Origin of the sequence: Achromobacter sp. PD1 (genome assembly GCF_048541815.1) — a bacterium.
In the GTDB taxonomy this organism is placed as follows: Bacteria; Pseudomonadota; Gammaproteobacteria; order Burkholderiales; family Burkholderiaceae_B; genus Achromobacter; species Achromobacter bronchisepticus_A.
On record NZ_CP183349.1, the window covers coordinates 909,542 to 934,118 of the forward strand.

The 24,577-nt window shown below is 67.8% G+C and carries 20 protein-coding genes; 7 read left to right on the forward strand and 13 right to left on the reverse strand.

Features of this window, described 5'->3' with window-relative positions; translation table 11 throughout:
* Positions 1 to 7: 7 nt before the first annotated feature.
* Positions 8 to 2,293 (forward strand): ABC transporter ATP-binding protein, encoded by a 2,286-nt coding sequence (locus ACM1PE_RS04175; RefSeq protein ID WP_118934235.1) that lies wholly within the window; start codon positions 8 to 10, stop codon positions 2,291 to 2,293.
* A 21-nt stretch (positions 2,294 to 2,314) separates the two neighbouring features.
* A complete protein-coding gene (locus ACM1PE_RS04180) occupies positions 2,315 to 2,785 on the forward strand; it encodes a DUF1854 domain-containing protein (protein WP_059374585.1) in 471 nt (156 codons plus the stop codon).
* Positions 2,786 to 2,788: 3 nt separating this feature from the next.
* Here the strand turns inward: ACM1PE_RS04180 and ACM1PE_RS04185 are convergent, their stop codons facing one another.
* Positions 2,789 to 3,925: a GNAT family N-acetyltransferase gene (locus ACM1PE_RS04185; RefSeq protein WP_419342585.1), complete on the reverse strand. Its 1,137-nt coding sequence runs from the start codon at positions 3,923 to 3,925 to the stop codon at positions 2,789 to 2,791.
* Positions 3,926 to 4,024: 99 nt separating this feature from the next.
* Here ACM1PE_RS04185 and ACM1PE_RS04190 point away from each other — a divergent pair, with 99 nt between their 5' ends.
* From ACM1PE_RS04190 to ACM1PE_RS04205, 4 genes are all read left to right on the forward strand, one after another.
* Positions 4,025 to 4,846, forward strand: a complete 822-nt coding sequence (locus tag ACM1PE_RS04190) for a ferritin-like domain-containing protein (RefSeq protein WP_419342586.1) — start codon at positions 4,025 to 4,027, stop codon at positions 4,844 to 4,846.
* Positions 4,847 to 4,855: 9 nt separating this feature from the next.
* Positions 4,856 to 6,100: a lytic murein transglycosylase gene (locus tag ACM1PE_RS04195; RefSeq protein WP_419342587.1), complete on the forward strand. Its 1,245-nt coding sequence runs from the start codon at positions 4,856 to 4,858 to the stop codon at positions 6,098 to 6,100.
* A 111-nt stretch (positions 6,101 to 6,211) separates the two neighbouring features.
* Positions 6,212 to 6,628 (forward strand): YidB family protein, encoded by a 417-nt coding sequence (locus ACM1PE_RS04200; protein ID WP_054450829.1) that lies wholly within the window; start codon positions 6,212 to 6,214, stop codon positions 6,626 to 6,628.
* Between the two features lie 20 nt (positions 6,629 to 6,648).
* Positions 6,649 to 7,629, forward strand: a complete 981-nt coding sequence (locus ACM1PE_RS04205; RefSeq protein WP_419342588.1) for a DUF4434 domain-containing protein — start codon at positions 6,649 to 6,651, stop codon at positions 7,627 to 7,629.
* A 30-nt stretch (positions 7,630 to 7,659) separates the two neighbouring features.
* Here ACM1PE_RS04205 and ACM1PE_RS04210 read toward each other — a convergent pair whose 3' ends face one another.
* The 8 genes from ACM1PE_RS04210 to ACM1PE_RS04245 all read right to left on the reverse strand — a co-directional run bounded on the left by ACM1PE_RS04210 (position 7,660) and on the right by ACM1PE_RS04245 (position 19,498).
* Complete coding sequence (locus ACM1PE_RS04210; RefSeq protein WP_419342589.1) at positions 7,660 to 8,010, reverse strand: hypothetical protein; 351 nt, start codon at positions 8,008 to 8,010, stop codon at positions 7,660 to 7,662.
* A 135-nt stretch (positions 8,011 to 8,145) separates the two neighbouring features.
* Complete coding sequence (locus ACM1PE_RS04215; protein ID WP_419342590.1) at positions 8,146 to 10,476, reverse strand: NfrA family protein; 2,331 nt, start codon at positions 10,474 to 10,476, stop codon at positions 8,146 to 8,148.
* Positions 10,473 to 12,176, reverse strand: a complete 1,704-nt coding sequence (locus ACM1PE_RS04220; RefSeq protein ID WP_419342591.1) for a glycosyl transferase family protein — start codon at positions 12,174 to 12,176, stop codon at positions 10,473 to 10,475. The genes ACM1PE_RS04215 and ACM1PE_RS04220 overlap by 4 nt, the downstream gene beginning before the upstream one ends.
* Before the next feature lie 12 nt (positions 12,177 to 12,188).
* Positions 12,189 to 14,402, reverse strand: a complete 2,214-nt coding sequence (locus tag ACM1PE_RS04225) for a hypothetical protein (RefSeq protein WP_419342592.1) — start codon at positions 14,400 to 14,402, stop codon at positions 12,189 to 12,191.
* A 31-nt stretch (positions 14,403 to 14,433) separates the two neighbouring features.
* Complete coding sequence (gene wecB, locus ACM1PE_RS04230; RefSeq protein WP_306633625.1) at positions 14,434 to 15,588, reverse strand: non-hydrolyzing UDP-N-acetylglucosamine 2-epimerase; 1,155 nt, start codon at positions 15,586 to 15,588, stop codon at positions 14,434 to 14,436.
* Positions 15,589 to 15,734: 146 nt separating this feature from the next.
* The gene (locus tag ACM1PE_RS04235) at positions 15,735 to 16,439 is read right to left on the reverse strand and encodes an SDR family NAD(P)-dependent oxidoreductase (protein ID WP_419342593.1); all 705 of its coding nucleotides are present in this window, start codon (positions 16,437 to 16,439) and stop codon (positions 15,735 to 15,737) included.
* 30 nt (positions 16,440 to 16,469) lie between these two features.
* The gene (locus ACM1PE_RS04240; RefSeq protein ID WP_419342594.1) at positions 16,470 to 17,795 is read right to left on the reverse strand and encodes an MFS transporter; all 1,326 of its coding nucleotides are present in this window, start codon (positions 17,793 to 17,795) and stop codon (positions 16,470 to 16,472) included.
* An 89-nt stretch (positions 17,796 to 17,884) separates the two neighbouring features.
* Positions 17,885 to 19,498, reverse strand: a complete 1,614-nt coding sequence (locus tag ACM1PE_RS04245; RefSeq protein ID WP_419342595.1) for an FAD-dependent monooxygenase — start codon at positions 19,496 to 19,498, stop codon at positions 17,885 to 17,887.
* 118 nt (positions 19,499 to 19,616) lie between these two features.
* Here ACM1PE_RS04245 and ACM1PE_RS04250 point away from each other — a divergent pair, with 118 nt between their 5' ends.
* A complete protein-coding gene (locus ACM1PE_RS04250; protein WP_118933423.1) occupies positions 19,617 to 20,513 on the forward strand; it encodes a LysR family transcriptional regulator in 897 nt (298 codons plus the stop codon).
* Positions 20,514 to 20,555: 42 nt separating this feature from the next.
* On the opposite strand, the gene ACM1PE_RS04255 is transcribed toward ACM1PE_RS04250, so the two are convergent.
* The 4 genes from ACM1PE_RS04255 to ACM1PE_RS04270 all read right to left on the reverse strand — a co-directional run bounded on the left by ACM1PE_RS04255 (position 20,556) and on the right by ACM1PE_RS04270 (position 24,549).
* Positions 20,556 to 21,383 carry an enoyl-CoA hydratase/isomerase family protein gene (locus ACM1PE_RS04255; RefSeq protein WP_059374559.1) on the reverse strand — a complete coding sequence of 276 codons (828 nt, stop codon included), beginning with the start codon at positions 21,381 to 21,383 and terminating at the stop codon, positions 20,556 to 20,558.
* 62 nt (positions 21,384 to 21,445) lie between these two features.
* Positions 21,446 to 22,576, reverse strand: coding sequence for a CaiB/BaiF CoA transferase family protein (locus tag ACM1PE_RS04260; RefSeq protein ID WP_118933421.1), 1,131 nt, complete (start codon positions 22,574 to 22,576; stop codon positions 21,446 to 21,448).
* A 31-nt stretch (positions 22,577 to 22,607) separates the two neighbouring features.
* Positions 22,608 to 23,345, reverse strand: coding sequence for an IclR family transcriptional regulator (locus ACM1PE_RS04265; protein ID WP_059374555.1), 738 nt, complete (start codon positions 23,343 to 23,345; stop codon positions 22,608 to 22,610).
* Between the two features lie 49 nt (positions 23,346 to 23,394).
* Positions 23,395 to 24,549 carry an acyl-CoA dehydrogenase family protein gene (locus tag ACM1PE_RS04270; RefSeq protein ID WP_059374553.1) on the reverse strand — a complete coding sequence of 385 codons (1,155 nt, stop codon included), beginning with the start codon at positions 24,547 to 24,549 and terminating at the stop codon, positions 23,395 to 23,397.
* Positions 24,550 to 24,577 lie beyond the last annotated feature (28 nt).

Below are 24,577 nucleotides of genomic sequence, written 5' to 3' on the forward strand. Positions count from 1 at the left end.
CGTTCCAATGAAAAAACCAAACCTGCTTTCCGGCCTTGCCGAAGCCTTTCCTGCCCGCTGGCGCGATGAAATCAGCGCCGAACTGGCGGACGGCGAAACCTTGTTGGCCTGGGTTGAAATAGACCTGGATCAGCGCCTGAAGTTCCGTCCGGGGCTGATCGCCGCCACCGACCGCCGGCTGCTGGCCCGCCATCCCGACGAACCGCGCTGGGAATCCTGGGCATACGGCCCCCAATTAAAGCTGAGCCTGACCGACCACGCCGGCGCCGCGCTGCTGGAATTGCACGACGATGGCTCCCGCCTGGGCGCGTGGCGTTTTACGCTGGCGCGCAATCCGGCCGCGTTGAAGCTGCTGGCGCAGTTCGAGACCCAGCAGGCCATCCGTTTGTCGGGCCATCAGGACGAGGAACTGGCGGAGCGCACCTGCACCGTCTGTAATAACGTCATTCCGGCGGGCGAGGAAGAATGCCCGACCTGCAACCAGGAACAGGCGGCGCCATCCACCACTTGGGCGCTGCTGCGCCTGTGGCGTTTCGCCCGCCCTTACCGCGGGCCGCTGCTGGCGGGTTTCGTGCTGACCCTGCTGGGCACGGCCGCCACCCTGGTGCCGCCGTACCTGACCATGCCGCTGATGGATGACGTGCTGATTCCGTTCCAGAACGGCGCGCCCATCGATTACGACAAGGTCCGCCTCTATCTGGGCGGGCTGCTGGCCTCGGCTTTCCTGGCCTGGGGCCTGGGCTGGGCCCGGACCTACATCCTGGCCTGGGTCAGCGAGCGCATCGGCGCGGACCTGCGCACCACCACTTATGAGCACCTGCAGCAGTTGTCGCTGGAGTATTTCGGCGGCAAGCGCACCGGGGACCTGATTTCCCGCATCGGCAGCGAAACCGACCGCATCTGCGTGTTCCTGTCGCTGCATTTGCTGGACTTCGCCAACGACATCCTGATGATCTGCATGACCGCGGTCATCCTGGTGTCCATCAATCCGTGGCTGGCTCTGGTCACGCTGGTGCCGCTGCCGTTCATCATCTGGATGATCCACGCGGTGCGCGACCGCCTGCGCCATGGCTTCGAAAAGGTCGACCGCATCTGGTCGGAGATCACCAACGTCCTGGCCGACACCATCCCGGGCATCCGCGTGGTCAAGGCTTTCGCGCAGGAAAAGCGCGAAGTGGCGCGTTTCCGCGAAGCCAACAACCGCAACCTGGAAGTCAACGACCGCGTGAACACCACCTGGTCGCTGTTCTCGCCCACGGTCACGCTGCTGACCGAAGTGGGCCTGCTGGTGGTGTGGATCTTCGGCATCTGGCAGGTGTCGCAGAAGCAGATCACCGTCGGCGTGCTGGCCGCCTTCCTGGCCTATATCGGGCGCTTCTACATGCGCCTGGATTCGATGAGCCGTATCGTCTCGGTCACGCAGAAAGCGGCTGCCGGCGCCAAGCGCATCTTCGATATCCTGGACCATGTCTCCAGCGTGCCGGAACCGCAGAATCCCGCCAAGCTGCCGCATATCAACGGCCGCATCGAGTTGCGCGATGTGGGCTTCCGCTACGGCAACCGCCAGGTTATCCGCGGCTTGAACCTGAACATCGCGCCGGGCGAGATGATCGGCCTGGTGGGTCACAGCGGCTCGGGCAAGAGCACCTTGATCAACCTGATCTGCCGCTTCTACGACGTGTCCGAAGGGGCGGTGCTGGTGGACGGCGCCGATATCCGTTCGGTGCGCGTGGCGGACTACCGCCGCAACATCGGGCTGGTGCTGCAGGAGCCGTTCCTGTTCTTCGGCACCATCGCCGAGAACATCGCCTACGGCAAGCCGGACGCCACCCGCGACGAAATCGTGGCGGCGGCGCGCGCCGCGCATGCGCATGAATTCATTCTGCGGCTGCCGCACGGCTACGACTCGCTGGTCGGCGAACGCGGCCAGGCCCTGTCCGGCGGCGAGCGCCAGCGCATCTCGATCGCGCGCGCGCTGCTGATCGATCCGCGCATCCTGATCCTGGACGAGGCCACCTCGTCGGTGGACACCACCACCGAAAAGGAAATCCAGAAGGCGCTGGACAACCTGGTGCGCGGCCGCACCACGATCGCCATCGCCCACCGCCTGAGCACCTTGCGCAAGGCGGACCGCCTGGTGGTGCTGGACCGCGGCCAGATCGTGGAGCAGGGCCCGCACGAAGAACTGATGGCTCGCGAGGGCGCCTACTACCGTCTGTACCAGGCGCAGGCGCGCCAGGCCGAGGCCGACGCGCAGGCGTCGGGCAGCGAAGACATGGCCGCCGTGGCCTGACGCGGAACCGGAATTATCGTCATGACCTTGCCGTCTTTTCAGCTGCGCCGCAATGCCTTCGGGCGCCTGGAGTTCCAGTCCGCCGATGGCCAGAACCACGAGGGCGTGCTGCCCGTGCGCGCCTTTCCCATCAGCGAACCTGGCCGCGGCCTGTCGCTCGTGACGGTGGACGGGCGCGAACTGCTCTGGATCGAGCACCTGTCCGATGTGCCGTCTCCGCAGCGCGAGTTGATCGAGGAAGAACTGGCGAGCCGGGAGTTCATGCCCGAGATCCGCAAGCTGGCCAGCGTCTCCACCTTTGCCACCCCCAGCACCTGGCAGGTCGATACCGACCGCGGCCCCACCTCGTTCACGCTGCGCGGCGAAGAGGACATCCGCCGCCTCAGTCCGCAGACCCTGTTGATCGCCGACAGCCACGGCATCTTCTATCTGGTGCGCGACATCCAGTCGCTGGACAAGCACAGCCGCAAGCTGCTGGACCGCTTCCTCTAGCCCTCAGCCTTCCCGCGGCCGCTTGAACGGGGAGTGCGTTTCCAGCTCTCCCAGATAATCCGTCACCGCCGCGGTTTCCTCGTCCAGGAAGTTCTGGATCGCGTCCGCGAAGCCGGGATGCGCGACCCAGTGCGCCGACCAGGTGGGCGTGGGCAGCAGCCCGCGCGCCATCTTGTGTTCGCCTTGCGCGCCGCCCTCGAAGCGGGCGATGCCGTGGACGATGCAATAGTCGATGGACTGCATGTAGCAGGTCTCGAAGTGCAGCCCCGGAACGTATTCGGTCGCGCCCCAGTAACGCCCATACAGCGCGTCGCCGCCCGCCAGGTTGAGTGCGGCGGCCACCGGCTGGCCGTCGCGCTCTGCCAGGATCAGCACGAAGGCCTCGGGCTGTTCGCGGTACGCGCGGCGGAAGAATTCGTGGTTCAGGTAGGGCGGATTGCCATGGCTGAAGTAGGTGCGGCAATAGCATTCGTAGAAGAAGTCCAGCTCGGCCTCGCCGATTTCCGCGCCGCGCAGCCAGCGGTACGACAGCCCGGCGGCCGCGACCTTCTTGCGATCCTGGCGGATCTTCTTGCGCTTGTCGTGGCTCATCGTGGCCAGAAAGGCGTCGAAGTCCGCGTAGCCCGGATTGGTCCAGTGGAATTGCACGCTTTCGCGGATCATGAAGCCGGCCTCGCGCAGCGCGCGCATGTCGGCCTCGGCAGGGAACAGCAGGTGCAGCGACGACACCTTGATCTCTTCGGCGAAGGCGACCAGCCCGCGCACCAGCGTGGCGCGATCCTCATCGTTGCCGGCCAGCAGCCTGGGACCGGTGACCGGGGTGAACGGAATGGCCGACAGCAGCTTGGGGTAGTAGCGCAGCCCGTGGCGCTGGAAGGCGTCGGCCCAGGCGTAGTCGAATACATACTCGCCGCGCGAATGGGATTTCAGGTAGAGCGGTGCAGCGGCGGCCAACGCATCGTCGCGCCACAGCGCCAGGTAATGCGGAGCCCATCCGGTCTGAGGCGCGGCGCAGCCGGTCTCGTGCAGCGCGCGCAGGAACGCATGGCGCAGAAAGGGCTGGTCGCCTGCCAGCGCGTCCCATTGCTGGGCGTCGATGCGGGACAGGTCGGTCTCTATGGTCAGGCGCAGGGAATCCATGGGTGAATGATAAAGTCTCCGTGTATGCGCGCGGCCTGCGGCCACGGCGCTTTCAAGGGATTTCGGGTGGGCGCGAGGCCGCCCGGCACAGAGAAGCATATGGATAGCAACACGACGCCCGCCGCGGCCGGGCATCGCCAGGATTGCCTGCGCGGGCAGGCGCTGGCGGCCCTGGCCGCGACGGCCTGGCAGGACAAGCTGGCGGCAGTGCGCGCCATGTCGGATGAGGCGGCGCTGGACTGCGAGCGGATATACACGCCCACGGCTGGACTGCCGGGCCGTCCAGCCCGGCCCGAGCTGGTGGCTCCCGCCCAGGTCAAGCAGCGTTCCATGGCCACCGAGGAAGGGCGCGCGGCGCTGCTGCACGCGCTGGCGCACATCGAATTCAATGCCATCAACCTGGCGCTGGACATCATGTGGCGCTTTGCCGGCATGCCTCAAGCCTTCTACCTCGACTGGCTGCGCGTGGCGCGCGAAGAGGCCTATCACTTCGATCTGCTCAGGCAGCGCCTGGCCGCCATGGGGTGCGCCTATGGCGACTTCCCCGCCCACAACGGCCTGTGGGACATGGCGCAGCGCACGCAAGAGGATCTGCTGGCCCGCCTGGCCCTGGTGCCGCGCACGCTGGAGGCGCGCGGCCTGGACGCTTCTCCCGCGATCCGCGCCAAGCTGGCGGGAGCGGGCGACGCGGAAAGCGCCGCCATCGTCGACATCATCCTGGCCGACGAGATCGGCCACGTGGCCATCGGCAATCATTGGTACAAGCAGCTGTGCGCGCAGGCGGGCAAGGATCCCGTGTCCTGCTATGCCGAACTGGCGCAGCGTTACGACGCGCCCCGGCTGCGTGGCCCCTTCAACCTGGAGGCGCGCCGCGCCGCCGGATTCGACGACGCCGAGCTTGCCGCGCTGCAGGCCGGTTGATTGGAAAACATGAGCACCGACACTTTCATCAAAGCGCTGCGGACCCGCTGCTTGCGTCCACTGACCATCTTCTTGACGGGAGGCGCGCTCATTTCGCTGGCGCCTGCCGCATCGGCCGCCGACGCGTTCGCGGCCTGCCTCGCGCAATTGCGCGGCCCGGCGCTCAAGGCCGGCGTGTCGGGCGCTACCTTCGACACCCAGACGGCGGGGCTCGCGCCCGACATGACGGTGCTGGATCTGCTGGACGCCCAGCCGGAATTCAAGACGCCCATCTGGGACTACATGGCGGCCCTGGTCGACGATGAGCGCGTGGCCGACGGCCAAGCCGGCATGGCGCGCTGGCAGTCCGACCTGGACCGCGCCGCGTCGCGCTACGGCGTGGACGCGGCCACCATAGCCGCGGTGTGGGGCGTGGAAAGCAACTACGGCCGCACGCTGGGCGGCCGGCCCCTGCTGACGTCGCTGTCCACGCTGTCCTGCTTCGGCCGGCGTCAGGCCTATTTCCGCGGCGAGTTCTTTGCCACGCTGAAGATCATCCAGGACGAGCACATCGCGCCAGAACGCCTGACCGGCTCCTGGGCGGGCGCCTTCGGCCAGACCCAGTTCATGCCCTCGACGTACTTGCGGCTGGCGGTGGACTTCGATGGCGACGGCCGCCGCGACCTGGTCGACAGCGTGCCGGACGCGCTGGCATCGACGGCCAACTTTCTCAAGCGGGCGGGCTGGAACAGCGCGCTGCAATGGGGCTATGAAGTCCGCCTGCCGGCGGGCCTGGATACGTCGGGCGCGGGCCGCAAGAACAAGCGCGCCATGTCGTATTGGGCGGGGCGGGGGGTGACGCGCGTCGATGGTCAGCCGCTGCCCGCGGGCGACACGCCGGCGGGCCTGCTGCTGCTGGCTGGCAGCAAAGGTCCCGCCTTCCTGGTCACGCGCAACTTCGACGCCCTGTACTCCTACAACGCCGCGGAAAGCTATGCGCTGGCCATCGCCCACCTGTCCGACAGACTGCGCGGCGGCGGTCCGCTGGCGCAGCCCTGGCCGACCGACGATCCGGGCCTGTCGCGCGCGCAGCGGCGGGAATTGCAGCGGCTGCTGATTGCCCGGGGCTATGAGATCGGCGAACCCGATGGCATGATCGGCGCCCGTACCCGGCAAGCCCTGCAGACGGTGCAGCGCGAACTGGGCCTGCGGCCGGACGGCCGCGCCGGCCTGAAGTCCTTGCAGGCCCTGCAGGCAGGAAAAACCGCCAACTGACGGGTCGGAATCGATAAGCTTTGTAAAGATGCCGGGTGTCATCCATCGGATGACAGGCAGGGCGGCAGGCATGGGCCTATACTGAATCTCCGTTTTTTCAGGAGCACGATGATGAGCCTATTGGATACCTTGGCCTCGATGGCCGGCGGCGGTCAGCAAGGGGGCTCGGCTTCGCTGCTGCCCGCGCTGATCGAGCAACTGAACAAGTACCCGGGCGGCCTGACCGGCCTGATCGCCAGCTTCCAGAAGGGCGGCTTGAGCGAGATCGTGGCCTCGTGGGTGGGCACCGGCCAGAACATGCCGGTCAGCGCCGATCAGCTCGGTTCCGTGCTGGACCCTGGCGTCGTCAACGAACTGGCCGCCAAGACCGGCCAGGACACGGATTCCGTGTTGGGTTCGCTGTCCTCGCTGCTGCCGCAGCTGGTGGACAAGGCGACGCCCAACGGCGAGGTCCAGGGCGAACAGCAATTCAACCCGGCCGACCTGCTGGCGTCCTTGTCCGGCATCTTCGGCAACCGCGCAGGATAAGTCCTATCGCCAGGCAGCCCATGCAGGCTTCTGCGCCTGCTTCCACCGGCCGGCGGCGTCTGTTGCAGGGCCTGGGCGCGGCGGCGCTGGCCGCCAGCCTGCCCGCCTGCGCGCCGGCCTGGTCGGTGCAAAGTACCTTCTGGCAGCTTTGGCCCAGCCATCTGGAATTGAGTCCAGAGGCCTGGCGCGAACGCATCGCCGCCATGCATGCGCTGGGATTCCGCGAGATCATCATCCAGTGGGTAGGCGCCAGCGGCGGGGCGCAGCCCTGGCAACTGCCCGCGCCCACACTGGCGCTGATCTTCGACGAGGCTGAGCGCCTGGGCATGGGGCTGCAACTGGGCCTGCCCTACGACGAGCGCTGGTGGCGACAGCTTGGCAATCCGGATGACGCGGCGCTGGCCGAATTCCTGCAAGCCGCGCAGACGCAGGCGCTGGCCTATGCGCGGGCGTCGAACGCGACCGGGCTGGCGGCGTTTCGCGGCTGGTACATCCCCTACGAGATCGAGCAGCACAGTTGGGCCGCGCCCGGCCGCCAGGCGCGGTTGGCGCAATGGCTGCGCGAGCTGTCCGATCCGCTTGCGCAACAGACGGGACGCGCGCCCGCCATTTCCACCTATCACAGCAAATTGCCAGGAGCGCTGAGCCTGGCCGACCTGTGGAACGGATTGTTGGATGTTGCCAAGCTGAGGCCCATGGTCCAGGACGGAGTGGGCGTGTCCGGCATGGCGGCGTATGAGGCGCTGGAGCCCCTGCATCGCATGCTGCTGGCGCGGCGCGCGCCATTCGACCTGATCGTCGAATTGTTCGAGGAACTGCCGTCCGAACGCCAGGACGGCACCACCTTCAATGCCCGCTCCGCCGATGCGGCGCGCGTGCGCCGGCAGTTGCGCATCGCGCGGCGCTACCGCGCGCAAAGCGTGGTCGCCTTTGCGGCGGACCCCTGGCTGATCGGGCCTACGCCCGAGGCCGAGCGCTTGCGGCGCGAATGGCCGCTCTAGGCGGCCGTTTAGCGGTCGGGAAGGGAAGGTTCAGCGCGGTTGCGCCGCAGCCATGGCCTTGAGTTGCGCGCAGGTCTTTTCCTTGTCGGCCGCGCTCAGCGTGCCCAGTTGCACCTTGGCTTGGCTGTAGGACTTCGAAAAAGCGGCGTCGAAGTCCGCAGCGGACATGCCCTGGGCGCTGGTCGCGGTCTTCTGTTGTTGCTTCATCTGTTCGAGCTGCGCTGCCGTGTAGGCGCCGCAGTATTCGGCGGCGGCATGCATCTGGCCGCTCACGGCCGCCAGGTTGGGCATCTGGCCCTGCATGGTCTGCTGGGCAAGGGCGGCGCTGCTGGCCAGGGTCAGGGCGACGGTCGTCAGGGCGATACGGGCTTGTTTGAACATCGGCAATTCAATCTCCAACGCGGTGAGGGATGGGGTTTGCACGCCTGGCGATCGCGCTGCCTGCGTGGCGCGGAGCACTATGCCCGAATCATTGTTATAGGCTTATGAATCGATGTAATCGTGTGTATCAGCGGCTCAGTACGACAGCGTCATGTTCATGAACCAGCCCTTGGCGCGGTCGCTCTCGCCGCCGCCCAGGCTGGTGCGGTACTGGACGCCGAAGTCCAGATAGGAGCGCGGCGCGTTGTAGTGGTCTTCGCGGAACCAATAGCGCACGTTGAAGCCCGGTCCCACGCCCAGCGACCAGGAGGTGCCATGGTCGGACAGGACCACCGACTGGTTGCCGTAGCCGGGCAGGTCGTTCAGCTTGGCCACGCTTTTCTGCCACAGCCAGTCCGCGCCGACCACCGCATACGGAAACAGCACCAGCTTGTCGCTGATGCTGGTGGCGCGGAAGCTGCGGCCCACGCGCAGCTCGCCGGACAGGAAGGCCTGGTCGCGCTTGAGGCGGCCCGAGGAACTGCCCAGGTCCTGCTGGCGCTGGCCCTTGGAGTCCACCGAGTAGGCGGTGTAGTTGGCGCTATTGTCGTCCCAGAGATAGCCGCCCTGCGCATAGCCTTCGATGGTGAGCCAGCTCGGCACGTCCACGCGCAGCTCGCGGCCATGGTAGTAGCCGTAGGTGAGGTAGGTCATCCATCCGCCCGCGTTGCCGTTGAGCTTGTAGCGCGCGACCGCGCTCTGGTCCTGCAGGTTGGGGTAGGCGCTGTGGAAGGCCTGCTGCGCCGCGCATTGCACCGCGCTGGATTCCGGATAGGCGTAGCCCTGGCGGGTGGCCGACCCCAGGAAGAAACGCCGTTCTATGCCGAAGGTCACGCCGGTGTCGGCCAGCAGGTAGCGCAGGCCCAGCGCGCCGATGGTGCTGGGGATGCCCGCGGCCGAGCGGCTGTTGCGCAGGCGTTCGTCGGCCGAGCGGTTGTCCGGCGTGCTTTCTCCGGTGCAGGGATCCACGTTCCTGCGCGACTCGTAGGTGCTGCCGCCGTCGTACAGCGTGTTTGAGCTGCGCGCATAGGCTTCGAGCATGCCCCAGCGATTGTTCAGCTGCGGCGGACGCCAGAAGATTTCCGCAGTGCTGAATACCACGTCGCCTGGCGTGTTGATGGCGGCGCCGCCCATGCTGGAGTTGGCGGGGCGCGCACCGCGGTAAGACGCGGAGAACGAGCCGCCCCATTCGCGCGACAGGGCGGCGACGCCGCTGCGCGTGTTGTAGCGCTCAAGCGGCGTAAGGCCCAGCTGGCCGGCATCGTCCATGTCGATGGCTTGCTTGAGCGAGTCGGTGGCGGCGCGGTTGTCGCCCATTGCGGACTGCGCATAGGCCTGGTCCAGGATCAGGCGCGGCGGCGCCTGGCCGGTGGCGCGCGCGGCCGCGAAGTCGGACGCGGCGCCCGCGGGCTGGCCCAGGCGCTGGCGCGCGTAGCCGCGCTGCGCCAACAATTGGGCCGAGTCCGGCTGGCGGGCGATGGCGTCGCTCAGCCGGGTTTCCGCCTCGGCGGCTTGCGCCTTGTTGCCGGCGGCCAGCGTGGTCGTCAGCAACTGGGCATAGCTTTCGTTGTCCGGCGCTTGCGCCACGGCCTGGCGCGCCAGGGCGATGGCTTCCTGGTAGGCGCCCTTGTCGTAGGCGGCATAGGCGCCCGTGGCGGCCGCGCTGCCCGGAGCCGGCGCGGCGGGCGCCTGGTTCGCGGCGATCTGCTTCTGAAAGGCCTGTTGCCTGGCCTGTAGCGCCGCCTTGTTGGGCGCGCCCAGCGCCAGCGCCGTGTCCACGGCCTGGCTGGCGGCTTCATAGCGCTGTTGCGCGCCCAGCGATTCCACCCACAGCAAGGCCCATTCGCCTTGCCTGGGCACGGCGCGGAAGGCGCGTTCGGCGCCTGCCGCCGCCGCTGCGTAGTCCTGGCGGCCATAGTCCGCATAGGCGCGCGCCGCCACGGGATAGGCGCGCTGGTAAGGGGTTTGCGGCGCGGGTTTGCGGGCAGGGGCGGGGGGTTGTACAGGTGCCTGCCCGGAAGCTTGCGCAGGCGTTTGCGCCGCAGGCTGCGCGGGCGTGGCGGCTACCGCGGGCGGACGTTGCAGGTTGGCCTTGGCCTGGCGCAGTTCGGGCGTGCCCAGGCCGTCGGCGATCGCCGCATCGGCCGCGCGCGCGGCCTCTTGGCGCTTGCCCTGCTTTTCCAGGGCGTACACCAGCAGCAGCCGCAGGCGGGCCACGTCGGGCCGCAGGCGGATGGCGTTCTCCGCCATGATCTGGGCGGTTTCGTAATGGCCGGCGTCGTACTGCTTGTAGGCCTGGTCGGCGAGTTGGTAGGCGTCGCCTTCCAGCGGACGTTCGGCTGCGGCGGCGGGTTGCGCGGCCGCTTGAGGGACTGCGGCCACGCACAGCAGGGCGCTGAAAGCCAGCGTACGGGAAATGACGGTCATGGAGGTGTGGGCCTGTGCGATAGCGGGTCCGCGGGGTGTTCGGTCTGCGTCGGGGCGCCTTGCTGGAACGACAGCGCTTCGTGCAGCGTCTTTTCGTCGAGCCAGCCCCGTTCCATCAGGATTTCGCCCAGCGGCCGCTTCTCGCGCGCCTGGATCTCCAGCGCCTGCTCCAGCATCTGGTGATCGATGGCCTGCCAGGACAGCAGCAGGTCGCCCAGGCGCTGGCGTTGCTGCGCCAACTGGTCGGTGGAGGGGAAGTCATGCATGGTCTTGTCCCAGGCCAGCCGCTTGCCCGTGATCAGATGGCCGATGAACAGGCGCCAAGCCCGCGCCGCCGCCATGGCGTTGATGAAGTTGCCGACGATCATGCGCGGCATGGACAGCAGCGCATGCTCCCAGCCGTACATGCGGCCGACGAAGTACGCGCGTTGCACCACGCGCAGCAGCAGGGCCCCCGCGTTCAGCCACATCAGCGTCACCAGCCAGCCGCCCGGACGGAAATAGGAGGGGTAGTAGACCTTCCACCAGCCAAAGCGGTCGGCCAGATAGAAGAGAAAGAAGTTGGCCAGCAACAGATAGGCCAGTATCGCGATGAAGGATGTGAACAGTCCCTTGCGGTCGCGGAACAGCAGGTACTTGGTGGCCAGCGACCCGGTCCATCCCACCTGCTGCCAGCCTTGCAGGCCGATGCCCAGCGTCCAGCGGGCCTTCTGCCGGTAAGCGGTGCGGAAGGTGTTGGGGAAGTACTCGCGCACGCCCAGCGGCATCTTGATGGCGGAGATCTTCTCCCGCCCCAGGCCGAACCAGGAACGGCGGCGCGTCACGTACTCGACCTCGAATTTGCCGAAGATCTGGCGCATGCCGCGCTGGGCCAGGCGCGCGCCGATGTCGTAATCCTCGGTCAGCGTGTCGGTATTGAAAGGCTGGTTGTTGGTCTCTGCCGCCAGCACCTCCAGCGCGTGGCGCGAGAAGCAGGTGCCGACGTCGGCGGACGGCACCATCTTGGACAGGCTTTCGCGCACCACCAGGTCCTTGGTGTGCCATTCGGCGAACTCGTCCATGTAGGTGCCGGCGACCAGTTCGTGCCACTCCCGCTCCAGTGACGTGACCGGCAACTGGATGAAATCGATGCGCGGCAGCAGGTAGTTGTAGTACTTGAGTTCCAGCGGGTGCAGCACGTCTTCGCTGTCGTGCAGGATCACGCCGGCGAAGGGTTCGGGTTGCTGGGCGTTCTGCGCGAAGATGGCCTGCACGATCCAGTTCAGGCAGTCGGCCTTGCAGGTCGGTCCGTCGTGCGGCACTTCCACCCGTATCAGTTGGCGGTAGCGCCGCCGCATGCGTTCCACTTCCTTGATGGTGCGCTCGTCGTTCTGGTAGGTGCCGGCGAAGATCATGTAGTTCTTGTATTCCAGCGTCGACACCATGTTTTCCAGCATGGGCGCGATCACGTCATATTCCAGCCAGGCCGGCACCATGATCGCCAGCGGCTGTTCCCGCTTGGCGCGCAACTGTTCCGCGCTCAGCGGCGCATACTGGCGCTTGACCGTCAGCCCGCGGCGCAGTTCGCGCAGCCAGAACCAGCCGTCGATGAACAGGTCGTCCAGGCTGGACAACAGGATGATGACGCCGACCACCGCCGTCACGATCTCCAGGCCGCGGTAGTAGTCGGCGATGAGGTAGGGCCAGTAAAGCGAGGACATGGCGCCTCCGGGTTACTTGCTGTCCTTGTTCTTCCTGCGGGTGACGCGCAATGCGGCGATCAGGATCAGGAGCAGGACCAGCAGGCCCACGCTCATCGCCGGGACGCTCCACGACAGGTAGTTGCGCCATTCGAAGAAGGCGCTTGCGCCCGCCCCCGGCGGCTGGCCCGCCGCGGGATTGGCGCTGTCGATCCAGGCCAGCGGTCCCGCCGCGCCGATGATGGCGATGTTGCCGCGGTTCAGCACGAAGGGCGCCTGCGGCATCACCGGATTTTGGCCCAGCGTGTGCCACAGCAGGCCGTCCTGGCCGCCCGCGCGCACCACTTCGGCCGTGCTCAGGTTGTCCAGGCCGGAAATATCGAGCCAGGGCGCGTTCTTGCCGTCCACCGTCAGCTGCTTGCGGTCCGTGACCTTGACCATGGGTTTGGCGCCATCCACCGCGACTTCCATCGCCACGAAGGGGCCGCCGGGCTTGGCCGCCTGGCCCGCAGGCGTGAGCGACAGCGCCGCGCGCGTGGCGGACAGGCCGCTGGCCGTGGCGATGCCGATGACGCGCTGCAGGCTGGCCGGCGCGTCGGCCAGATAGCCGTCGGGGATCAGCAGCTGGGGACTGCCCGCCAACAGCGGCAGCAGTCCCACGAAGGTGCCGTCCGGCTGCGCGCGGCCCGGCTTCACGTAGCTGGTGGGCAGCACGTTGACGGGATAGCCTTGCGGGATTTCGTTGCAATCGACCGATACCGGCTGGCGCTGGAACGTGACGCGCACCGCGTTGGTGAGGCCCAGGGCGTAGCCAGGCACGCGCGCCGTCAGGCGTTCGGGATGGCCGTCGGCGTCCATCTGCTTGGCGGCCAGCAGGATGCCGTTCCAGAACACCGAGGCGACCGGGCGGGTGGCGGAGGCGCCCGGCGCGGCGGCCAGGTCCATGACCAGTTCGTCCGGCATGCTTCCGTCCGCCGACACCGCGGCCAGCGCGAACGTGGCGTTCCAGTCGCCGCGCGCGACCACGTCGAAGCTGGCGGACGATCCGCCCAGCGCGGTCAGGCGCATGCCGCCTTCGCCCGAGGCTTGCGGCGGTTCGGCCGTCTTGACCTGAGCCTGGCGCGTGACCAGGATGCGGCGCCAAGCCGTGTCGAAGGCGCCCGCGCCCTGCGCGCCGGCATCGGCGGCTACGGCGATGACCGCCTGCCGGCCCAGCGGCGCGAGGCGGATCTCCTTGGAGGGCAGGTCCTGGCCGGCCAGGGGCATGCGCCGCTGGCGCCAGGCCTTGAAGGCCTCCGCGGCGTCGGCGTCCTGCGCCAATTGCGCCTGCAAGGCGTCCAGCGCCTCGTTGTAGCGGGCCCGCAGAGCGGCGTCGGCGATCACCACGTCGCCGCTCACGGCGGGGGCGCCCATGACCAGCAGCGCGCCGATCTCCGCGGCGTTGCCCAGCTTGTGCTTGTCACTGGCCGCCAGGGCTGCGAACGCCGGCACCTGCCCCAGCCCGTTCGGAGCCTGCAGGCCGCGGGTGTCGATCTCGTCGCCGACTGCCGGGAAGGCGCGAACCGCAACCCGCTTGCCGCTGCGCTCCATCGCCACGCCCATGCGCCATGCGCTGTCGAAGGCCTGCTGGTCGAGCTTGGCGCCCGCCACCATCAGCACGGGCTTGCCGGGCAGGGTGCTCCAGGCTTCGTCCAGACTGCCGATGGCCGATGCGTCGTAGCGGTAGCTCAGGCGCGTGCGCGGCGACACCATCAAGGCGTTGGCGGTGGCGCGGTTGCTTTCGCACTGGCGCTGCGCGATCTCCGATTGCCAGTCCACCGCCAGCCGCACGAAGCCGGTGTCGCGCACGCGTTGCTCCACGTTCAGCTTGCGCGTGGCCGAGCCCTCGCCGTCGGCGATGCGCTGCGCCGTCTGCGGCACGCCGTCCACCCACAGCACCATGCTGGCGCGGCCCGGTTCACCCTTGATGTAGCGCGCGTCGAAGTCCAGCGTGGCGTCGGCTATCGGCACGCCGCGCGGCACCGGCAGGTAGAACTCCTGGCGCGCGTCGCTGTTGCTCAGCACCACCGGTTCGCGGATGCCCAGGTCTTCCAGGCTGGTGTCGCGCGTGACCCAGTCGTCGCCCAGCAAGCGCCGCAAGGCGTCGCCCGCGGGACTGGCCATCGCTCCCAAGGGGAGCAGCAACCCGGCGGCGATCAGGGCGCGGCAGAGGGTGCGGGCGGCGGGGGAGTGCGGGGCATGGGGCATGGGGGCTCCGGTGGTGAGGGGCGTGGGGCGGCTAACGGGCCGCGGCCGGTGCTTGAGGCGCAAACTCGGATACGGCGCGGCCGCAAAGCGCGTCGACGATGCGTAGGCTGGCGAGGCCGTCGCCATAGGGATTGATGCGGCGTGAGAACGAGGCGTGCAGTTCCGGGTTGTCGAGCAGGCGTTTCACTTCGGCCAGGATGCGCTGCGTATCGGTGCCGACCAGCGTCACCGTGCCGGCCTGCACGGCTTCCGGGCGTTCGGTGACGTCGCGCATCACCAGCACCGGCTTGCCCAGGTAGGGCGCTTCTTCCTGCACTCCGCCCGAGTCGGTCAGGATCAGGTAGGCCCGCTGCATGAACCAGACGAAGTCCAGGTAATCCAGCGGGGCGATCAGATGTACGCGCGACAGGCCGTCCAGCTGCGCCATCACCACGTTGCGCACCTGCGGATTCAGGTGCACGGGGTAGACGATCTGCAGGTCCTCGCGCCGCGCCAGTTCGGCCAGGGCGGCGCAGATGTTCCGGAAGCCCTCGCCGAAGCTCTCGCGCCGGTGCCCGGTGACCAGCAGCAGGCGGCGCTGCGGATCCAGCCAGCCGTAGCGCGCCGCCAATTGCTGCGCGAGCGCGCCTTCGGGCGCGAGCTTGGCGCAGGTCAGCGCCAGCGCGTCGATGACGGTATTTCCCGTGACCGTGATGCGTCCCGACAGGTTTTCGCGCAGCAGGTTGGCGCGCGATTGCGCAGTGGGCGCGAACAGCCAGTCGCCCACCGCGTCGACCACGCGGCGGTTCATTTCCTCGGGGAAGGGCTTGGCCAGATCGCCGGTGCGCAGGCCGGCTTCGACGTGGCCGATGCGTGCGCGGCGGTGGAAGGAGGCCAGCGCGCAGGCCGATGCGGTGCTGGTGTCGCCGTGGACCAGCACGCAATCGGGCTGCTCCGCCTCCAGCACGCTGTCCACCCGGCTGATCAGCCGCGCAAACAGGCCGTTGAGCGTCTGGTTGGGCACCATGATGTCCAGGTCGTGCTGCGCCCGCAGGTCGAACAGGGCCATCACCTGATCCAGCATCTCGCGATGCTGGCCCGTCACGCAGACGACGCTCTGGATCCGGGGTTCGGCTTGCAGCGCGGACACCAGGGGGGCCATCTTGATCGCTTCGGGACGGGTCCCGAATATGGAAAGGACTTTCATCGCAAGAGCGGGCCCCCTACGCCGGTGGCATTTTCTTGCGTAGATTATGTATTGAAAGTAATCGTAATATGTGACAGTTTATTTCATGAAAAGGGGGTTGCTGGAAAATTTGGGGACAACCTGTTGCTTTCGCGCGATACCCCGCACTATTTACCCAGTGTCATGCCGCCGTCGATCGTGACGATCGAGCCGGTCATGAACAGGAACGGCGGCCTGGTCAACGCGATGATCGACGCCGCGATTTCCTGGGTGGTTGCCAGGCGGTTCAGCGGATGCATGGCCGCAAGCCGCGCCTCGTCCAGTTCACCCGCGTCGATGGAATGCTGGATCAAGGGCGTCTTGACGTAGCCGGGCGCCACCGCGATGACGCGGATGCCGTTTTCGGCCCATTCATTGGCCAGCGACCGCGTCAGCGTCGCGACGCCGGCCTTCGACACGGCGTAGTGGGCGCGGCCCTTCATCATGACCATGCCGGCCACCGATGCGATGTTGACGATGACGCCGCCGCGGGCGCGCAGCGCCGGGTACAGGGCATGCGCGCAATAAAAGGTGCCGTTGAGGTTCACCGCCAGGACCTGGGCCCATTCCGCCGGGTCCTTTTCCGCAACTGGGGCACGGCTGCCGGCGATGCCGGCGGCGTTGATCAGCAGGTCTACGCCGTTCAGCCGTGCCGCCGCGCGGGCCACGCTGGCGTAGTCCGAAACGTCGACGGCGACGGCGTCATCCGCGGCGGTCCGGTCCCACACCACGACCTGCCAGCCTTCGGCGCGCAACTGCCGCGCGCATTCCTGGCCGATCCCGCTTGCGCCGCCGGTGATGACGGCGATCCTTGCTTGAGTATTCGTGCTCATGTCTGACTCGCTATGTAGGTTGTGTGGATTTCAGGTGCCGGAGGCCGCTGCTTGCGCGGCTGGCGCCGCGCGCCGGTTGCGCACGCACAGGATTGCCAGGCCCGCGCTCGCCAGCGTCGCCAGGGCGAACACCTGGGCCGCGAGTTCCCATTCGCCGCCGCTGGCCTGCATGACCGCGCCGGTCAAGGTCGGGCCGAAGAAGCCTCCCAGCGAGCCAATGGTCGTCACCAGCGCCAGGGGGCCGGCGTTTGCGCCGATGTAGTTCTGCACCGCGGCATTGAGCGGACCGTAGTACGCGATGGTGTAGCCGGTAATGATGGATACCACGGCGAGGAACGCCGCCAGGGACACCGTCGCCGCGCCGTGCAGCATCAGGAAGCCGCCCGCGCCCGCCAGGCAGACGATCGCCAGGTGCCAGCGGATGTTGCCGGTGCGTTCGCTGCTGCGCCCGACCACGTAGCTGAACACCAGCGCCACGACGTTGGGGATCATCAGCAGCGCGCCGATTTCCAGCGGCGAGATGCCATACAGCTGCTTGAGGATGGTGGGAAGAAAGTACGCCAGGGCAAAGGTCGCGGCATAGGCGGCCAGCAAGATCAGCAGCAAGCCCCACAGCATGGGCTGGCGGAAGACGGCGAATCCGTGCGTCCAGGAAGCGGAGGGGGAGGCGGCGCGGGCGGGAGCCTCGTGTTCCATGACGGCGCGCAAACCCTGGCGCTGGTCGTCGCTGAGCCAATGGGCCTCCCGTGGCGTGCCGGGCAGGTAGCGTAGGATCAGCAGGCCCAGCAGCATGGTGGGCAGGCCTTCGATGAGGAACAGCCAGCGCCAGCCCGGCATGCCGACGTCGATCTTCAGCAGCGCGCCCGCCAGCGGCCCGCCGAAGATCATGGCCAGCGGTAGCGCCATGATGAAGATCGAATTGATGCGGCTGCGGTAGCGCGGCGGAATCCAGGACGCGATGTAGAAATTGACGGCGGGGATGAAACCGCCCTCCGTCACGCCCAGCAGGAAGCGCAGCGCGTAGAACGATTTTTCGCCGTGCAGCGCGGCCATCAGGCAGGAGACCAGGCCCCAGGCCAGGAACATGCAGGCCAGCCAGCGCCTGACGCCAAAGCGTTGCAGCGCCAGGTTGGCGGGCACGCACACGCTGGCGTAGCCGATGAAGAACAGTCCCGCGCCGAAGCCGTAGGCCGCCAGGGAGATGCCCAGGTCCGCGCCCATCTGCAGCTGCGCATAGCTGATGTTGGTGCGGTCCAGGAAGTTGAGCAGATATCCTGCGAACAGCAAGGGCAGGACGCGGTTGCGAAAGCCGGCGACAGCCTGTTCGGCATGCGCCAGATCTTCATTGCGGATCATGGTTGGTCTCCTGTGTCGTCCGCCTTGGTGGCGGATCTCGCTAGGCTGGGATTGCGGTGGCGCGGGGCAGCGCGCCGCCGGTCGTGGTTTCAGGTGCGCCCCGTCACCTGGGCGTACAGGTCGGTATCCGGCCAGGCGGCGCCGCGCCAGGCGACGTGCTGATCGGGTCTGATCAAGGTGAGGGGGGCGGGGTAGAGGTTGGCGACGCCGCCTTCGTCCGGGCGGATCAGCGTCAAGGGCACGCCCGCGGCCCGCGCCGCGGATACGGCGGCATCGACGTCGCGGGCGGCCGCCGTGGACAAGGCCAGCAGCGTAAAACCCGAACCGAAATGGTCGTACAGCGAGCTGCCGTCGTGCAGCCAGGCATGCGGGGCCAGGGCGCCCGGGCGGGACGACGGCGTGTAGTTGATGAAGTCCCGGGCCGGCTCGGGGCTGCCGTCAGGCACGATGACGGGAGAGTCCCCATATTGGTAGCCCAGCACCACGCCCAGGGTGGCGAACTCGCGCATCTTGGCCGCGCAGATGCGCGCGCCGGCTTCCTGGCGGGCCTGTTCGCCCGCGGCGCCGGCGTCTTCAAGATGGTCGGCCAGCAAATGATTGCCGAGAATCGAATGGTTGTGTTCGGCTTCGTCCAGTACCCATTGGTGCACGGGCCGGCGTTCCCGTTCATAGCTGTCGATGAGGGCGGGGCCGCCCCAGCCTTGCAGCGCCGCGGCCAGCTTCCAGCCCAGGTCCACGCTGTCGGCCACCCCCATGTTCATGCCATAGCCGCCGAAGGGCGGATGCAGATGGCAGGCGTCGCCCACCAGGAAGACGCGCCCCTGGCGGTAGCGGTTGCCCAGCAGCTTGCTGGCGGTCCATTCGTCGCTGCTGAGCACCTCGTAAGGCAGGTCGATGCCGGTGGCGCGGGCGATCATGGCGCGCGCGTCGATGTCGCTGGCGCGTCGCTGCGGGTCCACATGAGTGGGCATGAAGAACCAGGTGTCGCCGCTGTCCATCGGGCCGATCAGGCTGGGCGCATCGCCGTTGATCTGCCAGTACATGATGGCGGGTCCGTGCCGATGGGCCTGGGCCAGTCCGGGGGCGCGGAACACGATGTTGTAGTTGCGGGACAGCCCGTAGCTGCCTTCCATGCGCGTGCCGATCAGGTCCCGCACCAGGCTGCGGGCGCCGTCGGCTCCCACCAGGTAATCCACTTCCAGTTCGATGTCGCGGCCTTGCGCCAGATCGCGCAAGCGGGCGCGCACGCCGCCGGCATCCTGCGTCAGGTCCAGCAGTTCGGAGCGGAACCGTATCTCCACGCCGGGCAGGGAGGCCGCATGCGAACGCAAGACCTCTTCCACGGTGTATTGGGGAATCCATTGCGCGTGTTCCGAGTACAGCGGATTGCGGCCGGGGGCGCAATACATGGCGTTCTCGTGCCGCGCGAGCTCGAAGCCGGCCAGGCGGGTGCAGAACACGACGTTGGAGGGGTAGTAGGCGCCCAGCGGCGATGCCGCGCGCAGGCGGTCGGCGATGCCCCAGCGGCGTAGGTGTTCGCGTGTGCGCACATTGGTCGTCTTGGCGCGCGGCGCGTATCCCACGCGGTCGTTGCGCTCGATGAGCAGGCACGGAATCTTCCTGTGCCCCAGTTCGATCGCCAGACTCAGTCCGGCCGGTCCGGCGCCCACGATCAGCACGCGGGGCGAGGCTCGCTTCTCCACCTTCGGTCTCCTCGGTTGCCTGCTTTCCTTGCAGGCTTTGGACGCATCCTAGGCCTATGCCGCCGATGCTGAAAGATGGCAGAATTGGCTTACCGATATCAAATTTGAATCACTTGGCATGAAGCTCAACACCCTGCGGGATTTCCTGGCCGTGGCCGAACGCGGCGGCGTCAGGGCCGCGGCCCGGCATCTGGACACGCCGCAGCCGGCCATCTCGCGCAGCATCCGCGAACTTGAGAAAGAGCTGGGGTGCGTGCTATTCGAACGGCATGCCAAGGGCGTGCGCCTGACCCCCATGGGCGCCGTGTTCCTAAGGCGGGCCAACGCCATACGCCATGAGCTGCAGCGCGCGCGCGACGAGATCGGCCAGTTGAATGGGGAATCCCGCGGACGGGTCACGCTGTGCATGTCTACGGCGCCGCATCTGGGACTGTTCGCCGAAGTATTGCGCGAGTTCCGGGCGCGCTACCCGGACACCCATCTGGAAATCATCGACGGGGTCTACCCGCTGGTGGAAGCGTCCCTGCTGGACGGCACCGTGGACTTCTATATCGGGCCAGTGCCCACGCGCACGCCTGGCGAACTACAGGTGGAAAAGCTCTTCGACAACACGCGCGTGATCATCGGCCGCAAGGGCCATCCGCTGGCGCGCGCCCGCTCCCTGCGTGACCTGGCCGGGGCGCAATGGATTACCACCTCCATCACGCACAAGGCCGAAGAAGAGCTGGGTCCGCTATTCGAGAAGCATGGCCTGCCGCCGCCGCACCTGGCCCTGAAGGCCCAGTCCGCGCTGACCTTCATCACCGCCCTGACCAACTCCGACCTGCTGATGATGCTGCCGGTGCAATGGTTGCGGTATCCGCTGCTGCAAGGCGTGTTCCAGGAAATCCGCGTCAAGGAACCGCTGCCCGCGCCGCCGGTATGCATCGTGCAGCGCGCCGGCCTGCCGCTGACGCCGGCGGCCGAGTACTACTGCACGCTGGCGCGGCGGGCAAGTGCGCGCCCCCCGGGCTAGAAGCAGAGCGGCGGGCGCCGCGCTCGAAGAAAACGATATGCCCTATCTGGCGTCGGCCGCAGGCCACTGAAAGCGTTGCGCCACCTTGTCGAGAAATCGGCCCGCCGCCTCGCGGTGATAGTCGGTGGAACGGGCCACCCCCTGGCCGGCGGCTTCCAGGTCCAGCATCGCGTTCAGGTCGCTGTTGAGCGAGGCATTGAAGCCGCGCTTGGTGATCGCCAGCGCCGCCATGGGCAGTTCGGCCATGGACAGCGCGATCTGCCGCGCACGTTCGTGGATGGCCTCCTGCGGTTGGATCTCGAACACGATGCCCATGTCGCGGGCCTCCTGCGCGCCGAACTCGCGGGTGGAGAAGGCCAGTTCCTTGGCGCGCTGCAATCCCACCATGCGCGGCAGGGTATACATGGTGGCGCAATCGGGGATGGCCCCCAGCCGCAGGAAGGACAGGCAGAAGCGCGCCCGCGGCGAGGCCAGGATCAGGTCGGCGGTCAGGGCCAGGCCCAGTCCGGCGCCATAGGCCGGGCCGTCGACCGCGGCGATCACCGGCCGGTCCAGTGTGATCAGGCCTTCAATCGTCAGGAGCAGGCTGGCCATGCGTTCGCGCGCCTCTTCGGCGGAGCCGCCGGAGCCCATGGTGGAGATGTCGCCGCCCGAGCAGAAGGCGCCGCCGGCGCCGGCCAGGATCACGACGCGCACGCCGCGGTCGCGCCTGATTTCGCCCACCAGATGGGCCAGCTCTTCGCGCATGACCATGTCCAGCGCGTTGCGCTGGGCGGGGCGGTTCAGCGTGATGGTGGCGACTCCGCCTTCCACGGCATAGAGCAGGGTCTTGAACTCGCTAGAGATGACTTGCATCGGATCGGTCTCCATGTCTGCCTTCCATGATGGCCGGGCCGCGCCATGCGGACCGGGCCGCAAGCTGCCGCGGGCGCTCAGGCGATGGCGCCGCGTTCGCGCAGGGCCTGGATCTCGGCTTGCGCCAGGCCCAGTTCCGCCAGCAATTCTTCCGTGTGCGCGCCGGGCGCGGGCACTGCGCGGGCCTGCCCGGGAGTGCGCGAAAGCCGCGGCGCGGGGGCGGGATGCACGATGCCGCCGGTTTCGATGAAACTGCCGCGCGCCTGATGATGCGGGTGCCGCGGCGCTTCCTCGAAGTCCAGCACCGGCGCGAAGCAGGCATCCGTGCCTTCGAGCAGCGCGCACCATTGTTCGCGGGTCCGGCCCGCGATGATGCCGGCCAGCTTGGCGCGCAGCTGCGGCCATTGCGCGCGTTCCCATTGCTGCTGGAAGTCCGGGTCGTCGATGCCGCAGCGCTCCAGCAGCAGGCGGTAGAACTGCGGTTCGATCGCGCCGATGGAGACGTACTTGCCATCCGCGCAGGCATAGCAGCCGTAGAAATGGGCGCCGCCGTCCAGCATGTTGGATTGGCGCTGGTTGACCCAGCCGCCGTCCCGCAGCTTGCCGTGGTAGGCGCTGGCCAGCAGGGACGCGCCGTCGCAGATGGCTGCGTCCACCACCTGGCCCCGGCCCGTGCGGCCGGCCTCGAGCAGGCCGCAAAGCACGCCGAAGGCCAGCATCATCGCGCCGCCGCCCATGTCGCCGACCAGATGCAGCGGCGGCGTCGGCGGCAGTTCGGCATGTCCCATGGCGTGCAGCGCGCCGGTGATGGCGATGTAGTTCAGGTCATGGCCGGCCGCCTGCGCCAGCGGGCCGTCCTGGCCCCAGCCCGTCATGCGTCCGTACACCAGCCGCGGATTGCGCGCCAGGCATTCGTCCGGCCCCAGGCCCAGCCTTTCCATCACGCCCGGCCGGAAGCCTTCCAGCAGGGCATCGGCCTGGTCCAGCAGCCGCAGCACGATGTCGGTCGCGCCGGGCTTCTTGAGATCCAGCGCGATCGTGCGCCGGCCCCGGTCGATGATGGTGCCGCCGCCGCCCAGGAAACCGGGCGCAAGCCGGTCGATGCGGATCACGTCCGCGCCCATGTCCGCCAACATCATGGCGCAGAAGGGGCCAGGTCCGATACCGGCCATCTCGACCACCGTAAATCCGCTCAGGGGACCAGCCATGTCTATCGTCACTCCATGATGTGTCGGGTTCTCAGGATTCGAAAAATTCAGCGCGCGCGTCCAGGATGATCTGGACGTACTTCTCCATGTTGGCGTCCATGCGGTGGGTCGGGCCGACGATGGACAGGGCCGTCAGCTGGCCTCCCACGCGCCCCGCGATGCCAACCGCCGACACGCCTTCATTGCCTTCGTCGCGGCTGTTGAAATAGTGCTTGGCCTGCTGTGATTCGATCTGCGCGCGCAAGGTGGCGGGGTCGGTGATGCTGCTGGCCGTGACGTGCTCATACGGCAGCGAGTCGATCAGCGCATTGCGTTCCGCCGCGTCCATCTCGCCCAGCAGCGCCTTGCCCAGCGCCGCGACCTGCAGGTCGAAGGTGGTGCCGGGCTGCACCACGTAGCGCAAGGCGCGCGGGCTTTCCTGGCTGGCGTAGATCTTCACCTTGTTGCCGTCCAGCAGGCCGCACATCGAGGATTCGCCGGACTGGCGCGTCAGGATCTCCAGCGCTTCGGACGCGAAGGCCTGCAGCGGGTCGGCCGCCGAAATGCCCTGGGCCACGTCGAGCAGCCGGCCGGTCGGGTGGAAGTAGCGCGACTTGGGCGTGCGCAGCAGGTAGCCTGCCTGGCGCAGCGTGTAGAGCAGGTCCGAGCAACTGCTGTCGGCCAGGTCGAGAAAGCGCGCCATTTCCGAATTCGTCAGGGGACGGCGTTCCCGCGCATAGACTTCGAAGACTTGCAGCACGCGCTGTGCGGTAGGGAGGATTTGCGGCATAGGATGTCGGAGTGGATAGGGGAGCCGGCCCGGGCGTTTGCGTAGTCGGTCATTTCAACGCGGAAATGCCCAGTACGCTCTGCGCCATGAGTAGGGCCTGGATCTGGTTGGTGCCTTCGGCAATGCTCAGGTGGCGGGCGTCGCGGTAATGACGCTCGACGGGGAACAGCGTGGTGTAGCCCGCGCCGCCATGCACCTGCATGGACAGTTCCGCCACGCGCAGCACGGCGTCGGTGGCATGGCGCTTGGCCATCGAACATAGCATCTGGCTGTCGGCGGCGTTGCGGTCCAGCGCGTCGGCGGCGCGCCAGCACAGCAGGCGCGAGGTTTCGACCAGCGTCATCATGTCGGCGATCATATGCTGCACCAGCTGGAAGCCGCCTATGGGCCGGCCGAACTGGACCCGGTCGCCGGCGTATTTTACCGCCGCCTCATAGGCGGCCTCGGCGATGCCCAGCGCGGAAAACGCCACCACGCAGCGGCCGATGTTGAGGTACTTCTTGGCCAGCGCGAAACCCTTGCCCTCCGTGCCGATCAGGTTGGCGGCGGGGATTTCCACGTCTTCGAACAGCAGCTCGCCCAGCGGGCAGCTCAGCATGCCCATCTTGTCGATGGGGCTGGACGAGAAGCCCGGCATGGCGCGCTCGAACAGCAGGCAGGACACGCCTCGTTCGCCGCCATCCCGCTGGGTCTGCACGAATACCACGCCCAGCTCGCAGACCGTGCCCAGGCTGATGTATAGCTTGCGGCCGTTGACTCGCCAGCCGGTCTCGGTCTGCACCGCGCGCGTTTCGACATGGGCGGCGTCCGAGCCGATATTGGGTTCGCTGAGCGCGAAGCTGGCGATCGCGTCGCCCGACAGGACGCGCGGCAGGTACTTTTCCTTGAGATAGGGCGAGCCGCCGTCGCTCAGCACCGAGGCCGCGAGATTGCTGGTGCTGACGATGCTGCGCAGCGACGGCCAGACGCGCGCCAGCTCGGCTATCAGCACGCCGTAGGTCGTCATCGGCAGGCCGTAGCCGCCGTCCTTTTCCTGCAGCATGCCGCCCAGGAGGCCGAAGTCGCGCATGGCGCGGACCATGTCCTGCGGCACCACGCGGGCTTCGGCCTCGTAGCGGTTGACGATGGGCGCGACTTCGGCCGCCAGGTAGCGGCGCAGCGAATCGCGCAATTCGATCTGGGTGGAGTCCAGTGAGAAGTCCATGCGAGTCCTAGGCGGATATGGTCGAGGA